This is a genomic window from Trichocoleus sp. AS-A1 (assembly GCF_039962015.1).
Taxonomy (GTDB): Bacteria; Cyanobacteriota; Cyanobacteriia; order Cyanobacteriales; family FACHB-T130; genus FACHB-T130.
Genome location: NZ_JAMPKG010000024.1, coordinates 97,265 through 103,264 on the forward strand (window position 1 = coordinate 97,265; position 6,000 = coordinate 103,264).

Below are 6,000 nucleotides of genomic sequence, written 5' to 3' on the forward strand. Positions count from 1 at the left end.
TTTGATTTTCTCAACGCCTCTTGAACAAGGGGGTTAGAAGCACACCGCGTCAGAAGGATAGCGCCTCAATGCGTAACTTGTGACGCCAAAAACTGATATGGCAACGGCATTCCTAAGTGGAGTGCCGTTTTTTTTAGTTGATTTCCTGAAGTTAGCAATTTCGGCTGTCAAAGGTAACGGCTATGTATCCAGAATGACTAGAATCTCATGAGCGACTTCAGCCTGGTAGTTGTCGGACTGTTAACTGCTGGGAAAAACTCAACTTTGCCACCCTCAGCCGTAATGCCTCAGCCATCCGAGCGATCGCTCGATGCAACTGAGCCTCAACCCGTTTTAAAGCCTTCCGTCACGGTTGAAGTCACGCAGCCAGAATTCTCAACCTCCAATCGCCTGACTTCTCAAACCAGTCCCGTTTTGATCCCCCCAACCCCCCTTAAAAAGGGGGGAAATCCAGTCAAAGTCCCCCTTTTTAAGGGGGATTTAGGGGGATCGATCAACGTTTTGCCACTTAACCAAAAATCGTACACGATAGCCGCAAGCGGGGGGAATGAGGGGGGTAAGGGAAGGGGGAATAATATTACTCCCCTCGCCTTGCAGGAGAGGAGTCGGGAGAGAGGTTTGTTAGCCCAAATGAGTTCTCCGAATGCCTCCCAAGAGATACCCGCAGCAACTCAGCCGAACGATGCTGGCTTAGAAAATATCGCTGACGGCGATGAATCAGCCGATCCGATGAGTCAATTAACATCAGTCGATCAACTGACAGATGTTACTCCGGAAGATTGGAGTTACCAAGCCCTAAAAAACCTAACAGAACGGTATGGAGTCATCTCCGGCTACCCGGATGGCAGCTTTCGCGGCAACCGTTCTCTTAGCCGCTACGAATTTGCCGCCGCCCTCAATGCTGCCCTGGAAAAAATTTTCACGCAACCCCAAGGCATTCCTCAAGATGATTTAGCAACCCTGCAACGGCTTCAACAAGACTATGCCACGGAACTAGCGGAAGTGAAAGGTCGAGTCGATAACTTAGAAAGTCGGACAGCACAGCTCGAAAATCACCAATTTTCTACCAATACTCGACTATTTGGGCAAGCAATTGTTGGCTTGCAGGGAAGCAATCAAGTAGATGTGGATTTGTTCCCCAGAGATGGGGTGCCGGAACGTTCTGGTCAGGCTCAGTTGACTCTAGCAAGTAACGTTCAACTGTCTCTGGCAACCTCGTTTACAGGACAGGATTTACTGCTGACGGGGCTTCAGGGTGGAAATCTCGCCTCTTCTGCACCCTTTGTCTTTACCAATATGGGTCGATTATCGACTGAGTTAGAAACTAACAACGACCTGGTTTTGAGCGACCTTTCCTATCGGTTTCCAGTCACGGATAACTTCGGCGTTATTGTTGGTCCGGCTGGTGTTAACCCTGCCAATACATTTCGCGGTATCAATCCTTTAGAAGGTTCGGGAGATGGTTCGATTTCCTTATTAGGTCAGCGCAACCCCATTCTGTCAATTGGCAACGGCACGGGCGGCATTGGATTTGACTGGCAAATTAACAAACGCCTGAGTTTACAAGCCGTCTACAGCGCTGAACTTCCTGGCTTTACCAGTAATAGCAGCCAAGGTGGACTATTTGGCGGTAGAACCAGTGCGGGCGTGCAGTTCACCATTGCACCTACAAATAATCTAGATATCGGGTTGCACTATATCTATTCACACTCTCCCGATGGTTTGCTGGGTATCGGCACCGGCGACAATCAACTCATTTCGCCCTTGGCACCGATTATTTCGCCATCGACTTCTTTTGCCTTTAATACTCACGCCGTGGGAGGGACTTTGGCTTGGCGCGTCAACCCTAGATTGACTTTAGGGACTTGGGGAGGGTGGACTTCTTCAGATCCGGTCAATCTTTCGGGTTCTGTGGAAACTACGAATTGGATGTTATTTTCTGCGTTTCCTGACTTGTTTGGTAGAGGAAATTTGGGGGGAATTTTGTTTGGACAGCCGCCGAAAATTACTTCCAGTACCTTGCCGGATGGCTTCAATCTTCCCAACTTTTTGACCAATTTGAGTGGGACGCCGGGAGGGCGTCGTGACACTGCTTTGCACTTAGAACTGTTTTACCGAGCCAGATTGACGGATAACATTTTCCTGACGCCGGGAGTTTTAGTCGTTTTCAACCCCGACCATAATGCGGCAAATGACACGTTAGTCGTGGGAACGATGAGAGCAACTTTCCGGTTTTAAGGAGAAAAGCTAGTAAAAGCGAAAAAGCTCTGATAAATGAAATAACCTGTTGCGGTTTCGGCAAATTTCCCCAGTATATGTGATTGAGTGAGGCACAAACTGGCGGAAGCTTTGCTTTGCCATGATGCGATCGCTCTATTTTTTGGCTAATACCAATCGGAAAGAATATTTATGCGATCGCTATCTTCAAAAACTCAGCTGAGCTTGAGCTTACTGATTAGCAGTAGTTTAACCGCGACGATCGTCGCCTTGGGAGCAGATGGTGCTTTTGCCCAAGTAACCATCAATAGCACTGGCACAGTCACAGGTACCTTTACCCTTCCCCCTGCCAACCCAAATTTCAACCAAAGCACGACTAGAGTTGATACTAATGCCGCAGGGCAATATTTCCGCAACGGCGTCCTCGTCTACACTGCACCCAATCCTGGCTATGTAGGAACCAAAGCCGATGGCACTCATTATGTAGACTTTCGCGGTATTCCCGTTGTCTCCACGAATGGAACGATTACCTCTCCAGTTCTAACTAGCGGCAATCTTCAACCCAAAAAGCAAACCGGGCAAGAAGGAACCACCTTATTTGGCACAATTCAGGATGAATTTGTCGCCAGAGGCTTCTGGGAAGGCGTTGTCACCGATCCAAAAACTGGGCAACAGTATCAAGGTGTATTTGAAATTAGGGGTCAGGGGCCTAGATATAGCGATGCCAACGGAGGCACCAGCCCCACCGTGTTTGATTTTGGATCTGAATACAATTTCGGCAACAACTTGCCCCCTACCGTGCCGAAACCCCTCCCTTCTTTTACTATTCCTGCCGGTGGTATGCCGGTGAAATTACAGGTGAAAGTGCCTGCGAATGCCGTCTTAATTACTCCAACACCTGTCCCAGTGCCAGCACCCGCCCCAGCACCCACCGCCTCAACACCCACCCCGGTAACCGCCCCAGGAACAGCTCCAGTAACTACCCCAGCACCTGCCCTAGCACCCATTAGCAGTGGCGGTAGTCCAACCAGTGGAGGAACCCCATCCCCATCTCCATCCGGGGCAAATGTACCTCCCTCACTCTTCAGCCGCAATGACTCTACTGAGGTTAATCATGTGGTTTTGGAGTCTTCCGCGACAGCCGCAACCAGTTGTACGCCTAATCAAGGCAGCAATTCAACAAGTGTCTCGTCTTCTGCCAACGAGCAGACGGCAGGATGCTCGATTGAGCTGACGACATCTGAGCAACCCATTGGGCCTCGGAGTCGAGTGCTGTTGCGTTAATGGAGGGTTTGCCAACGTTAATTAGCTTTGCTTTGTAGAAGAGGATACACAGCCTTTGCCCCTACAAAGCTAATTGAGTAAACGCTTCTAGCCAGTACAGAATCTTCAACTGGCTAGAAGTTGAGAAGGCGTCACGCGCCACAATTGCTCTAGTCGATTTGCTGGCATCGTCAAATACAAAATATCGCCAGGACTGAGGCAAGTTTCCAAAACATCCCAGCCGTGAATCGTTTGACAGTTGGTTTCGATATACAAAGGTACAAAGTCGGCGTCCATTGCCGATTCTTGAACGCGCTTGCCACAAAACGGATGCCCTGGTGTAATCATAGTGGCTAAGGCGATCCAAAGACTATCGCCAGTTATCCCATTACCTAAAATTCGTCCTCCTAAAGCCGCTGCGGCAAAGGAAGGCGCGGCTAATTCAGTCGGACTCAACACAGCATCAAATTCAAATACCTTTTGCGCTTGGGATGCAAAGTGGGGGTCTTGATTCCGCACTACGACGGCTAACTTTGGTGCAATCCCTTTGGCGCTAAGGGCAATCTCTAAATTCGCCATATCGTCGCTAGTGACAGCTAAGAGGGCGTCTGCCTTGTCTACATTGGCAGCTTTTAGGGTGGTAGATAAACTGGCATCTCCTTGAATCACGGGCACTTTCAAAGCGCGGACGGTGTTGAGAAAGCGATTGTTGGCGTCGCGTTCGATGACAACAACCTCATGTCCGTGGGTATGGAGTTGGTTGACGATTTGAACTCCAATACCGCCGAGTCCGCACACAATGTAGTGATTTCGCCCTGGAACTCGTGCGGCGTCCCAAAATTGTTTGAACCGGGTACCTAAAACAAAATCGTTGAGGAGAGCATAGCAAATCCCGATTACACCAGCACCGAGCAGCATCATCATTGCGGTAAAGATTTTAATGCTGTCGGGTGCGTGTTCTGCGACTTTCTCGTTACCACCAGCACCCGTAATCATGCCAACCGAAAAATAAAGGGAGTCAACGACAGATATTTTTGCATCGACACAAACATAAGTGAGGGTGGCAACAAAAACGGTGATCAGGAGGACTAGGGTAACAACTGCTATCGGTTGACCGTATTGCGGAAACTGTTGGAAGTTGGTCAGGACTTTGAAAAGTTTCGGAAGTACGGGTTTGCCAGAGGTGCGGACGCTGGGTTGGGTGCCAACAATTAAGCGATCGCCTGCTTGTAACGGTTGCCCATACACGACGGCAGAAATGAGATCCATCTCACCATCTACCGGCAAATAATAAATCAGCATCCGAGAACGGTCATCCCACAAGTCACTTAACTTGCGACCGATCCAAGGATGCATTTCATTAATATATTCTTCGTGGATCGGCCAAGTTTGGTTAAACAGCCGCAACTGCCCAATCGCTTGACTCCCCAAAGCGGCAAAGGCAAATACGGGTGCTGCTAGGGCTGCAACGCTCATGGTGACGTGATCTGCAAGCGTCTGGTTAAGGCGATCGCCCAAGCTAGTATTAAATAATCGATTGATAATCCGAATCCGAGGATTGAGAATTCGTGCCTGGGTAAGAATCGCTAAGTTCAGCGCCTCGTCTTCCCCAGCCAGCACTAATGTGTGGGCTTCCTGAATCCCCGCTGCTTTCAGGGTGGAAGCTGCCCGTAATTCTCCAATTACGACATCATAATCTTCACCAGGAATCGATTCGGCATGGATGCCAATCACGCTCGCTCCCTGCTGTCTTAGCAAGCAAAATATTTTATACCCAGTCAAACCCAAGCCGCAGACAATAATTCTGGGTTTCATCCCGCCTAATCACTGCCTAAATATTCGTGCAATTGAATATTCTTACTGAGTTCCGCTCAAAGGACTGTAGCCGTATACACCGCTAAGACATTGCTTGTCTTCAGGTGGTCGGGATGATCGCTGAATACACCATGCAGGCGATCGCGTTGTGAGTGCGAGATCGTTTCGCTCACATCTTGCACCAGTTGTAATAATCCGCCAATAAAATCCGCCAATAAATCGATTTTATCGCGGGTTTTGGAGCTAATTGAGAACAGTGCAAGATGTCAAACTCACTTCTTTTTTGCACTGTTGCACGTGTGGATTGCTGGGTACTGCTACCTGTTTTTTTCTGCTTTTACTTGGAAACTTTAGCTCTGTGGACTATTTATGGGTTAGTTTCAAGACTAGGTCTGCCCTTCGAGAGAATTAGCAAACTAGTAGATTAGGTTATCCTAGTAATTGTCTAGAAATTGGCTCGACTGCGTCGTAGCCGATAGCGTCAAGTTAGTGGATATCAAAGGATGTAAGTAGCTAGGATGATTTAAACCTAAAACGCTCTAACGTATATCCCCCTTGTTCACTCCGTGATTCCATGCCGTCCATTACAGCCAGGGCTAAATCATATTCATTGTCGAACATTCGTCCTGAAATTTCATGGGTTTTGAGTTGATGCCACTGTCCTTCGATGGGGTTCATCTGGGAGCAATAAGCAGGCAAAAAGAA

3 protein-coding genes and 1 pseudogene are annotated in these 6,000 nt (G+C 48.6%); 2 read left to right on the plus strand and 2 right to left on the minus strand.

The window, feature by feature from the left end; genetic code table 11:
* Nucleotides 1–207 precede the first annotated feature (207 nt).
* On the plus strand, nucleotides 208–2,238 hold the full coding sequence (locus NC994_RS18450) for an iron uptake porin (RefSeq protein WP_190435959.1): 2,031 nt from the start codon (nucleotides 208–210) through the stop codon (nucleotides 2,236–2,238).
* Between the two features lie 171 nt (nucleotides 2,239–2,409).
* Complete coding sequence (locus NC994_RS18455; RefSeq protein ID WP_190435962.1) at nucleotides 2,410–3,501, plus strand: hypothetical protein; 1,092 nt, start codon at nucleotides 2,410–2,412, stop codon at nucleotides 3,499–3,501.
* A gap of 105 nt (nucleotides 3,502–3,606) precedes the next feature.
* On the opposite strand, the gene NC994_RS18460 is transcribed toward NC994_RS18455, so the two are convergent.
* Nucleotides 3,607–5,295: an NAD-binding protein gene (locus NC994_RS18460; protein ID WP_190435965.1), complete on the minus strand. Its 1,689-nt coding sequence runs from the start codon at nucleotides 5,293–5,295 to the stop codon at nucleotides 3,607–3,609.
* A gap of 513 nt (nucleotides 5,296–5,808) precedes the next feature.
* Nucleotides 5,809–6,000, minus strand: a pseudogene (locus NC994_RS18465) (IS630 family transposase); the annotation flags it as partial.

What these genes read in the sequence shown, in the direction of transcription:
- NC994_RS18450 (WP_190435959.1), top strand. Translation starts at nt 208, where the DNA reads ATGAGCGACTTCAGCCTGGTAGTTGTCGGACTGTTAACTGCTGGGAAA.
- NC994_RS18455 (WP_190435962.1), top strand. Translation starts at nt 2,410, where the DNA reads ATGCGATCGCTATCTTCAAAAACTCAGCTGAGCTTGAGCTTACTGATT.
- NC994_RS18460 (WP_190435965.1), bottom strand. Translation starts at nt 5,295, where the DNA reads ATGAAACCCAGAATTATTGTCTGCGGCTTGGGTTTGACTGGGTATAAA.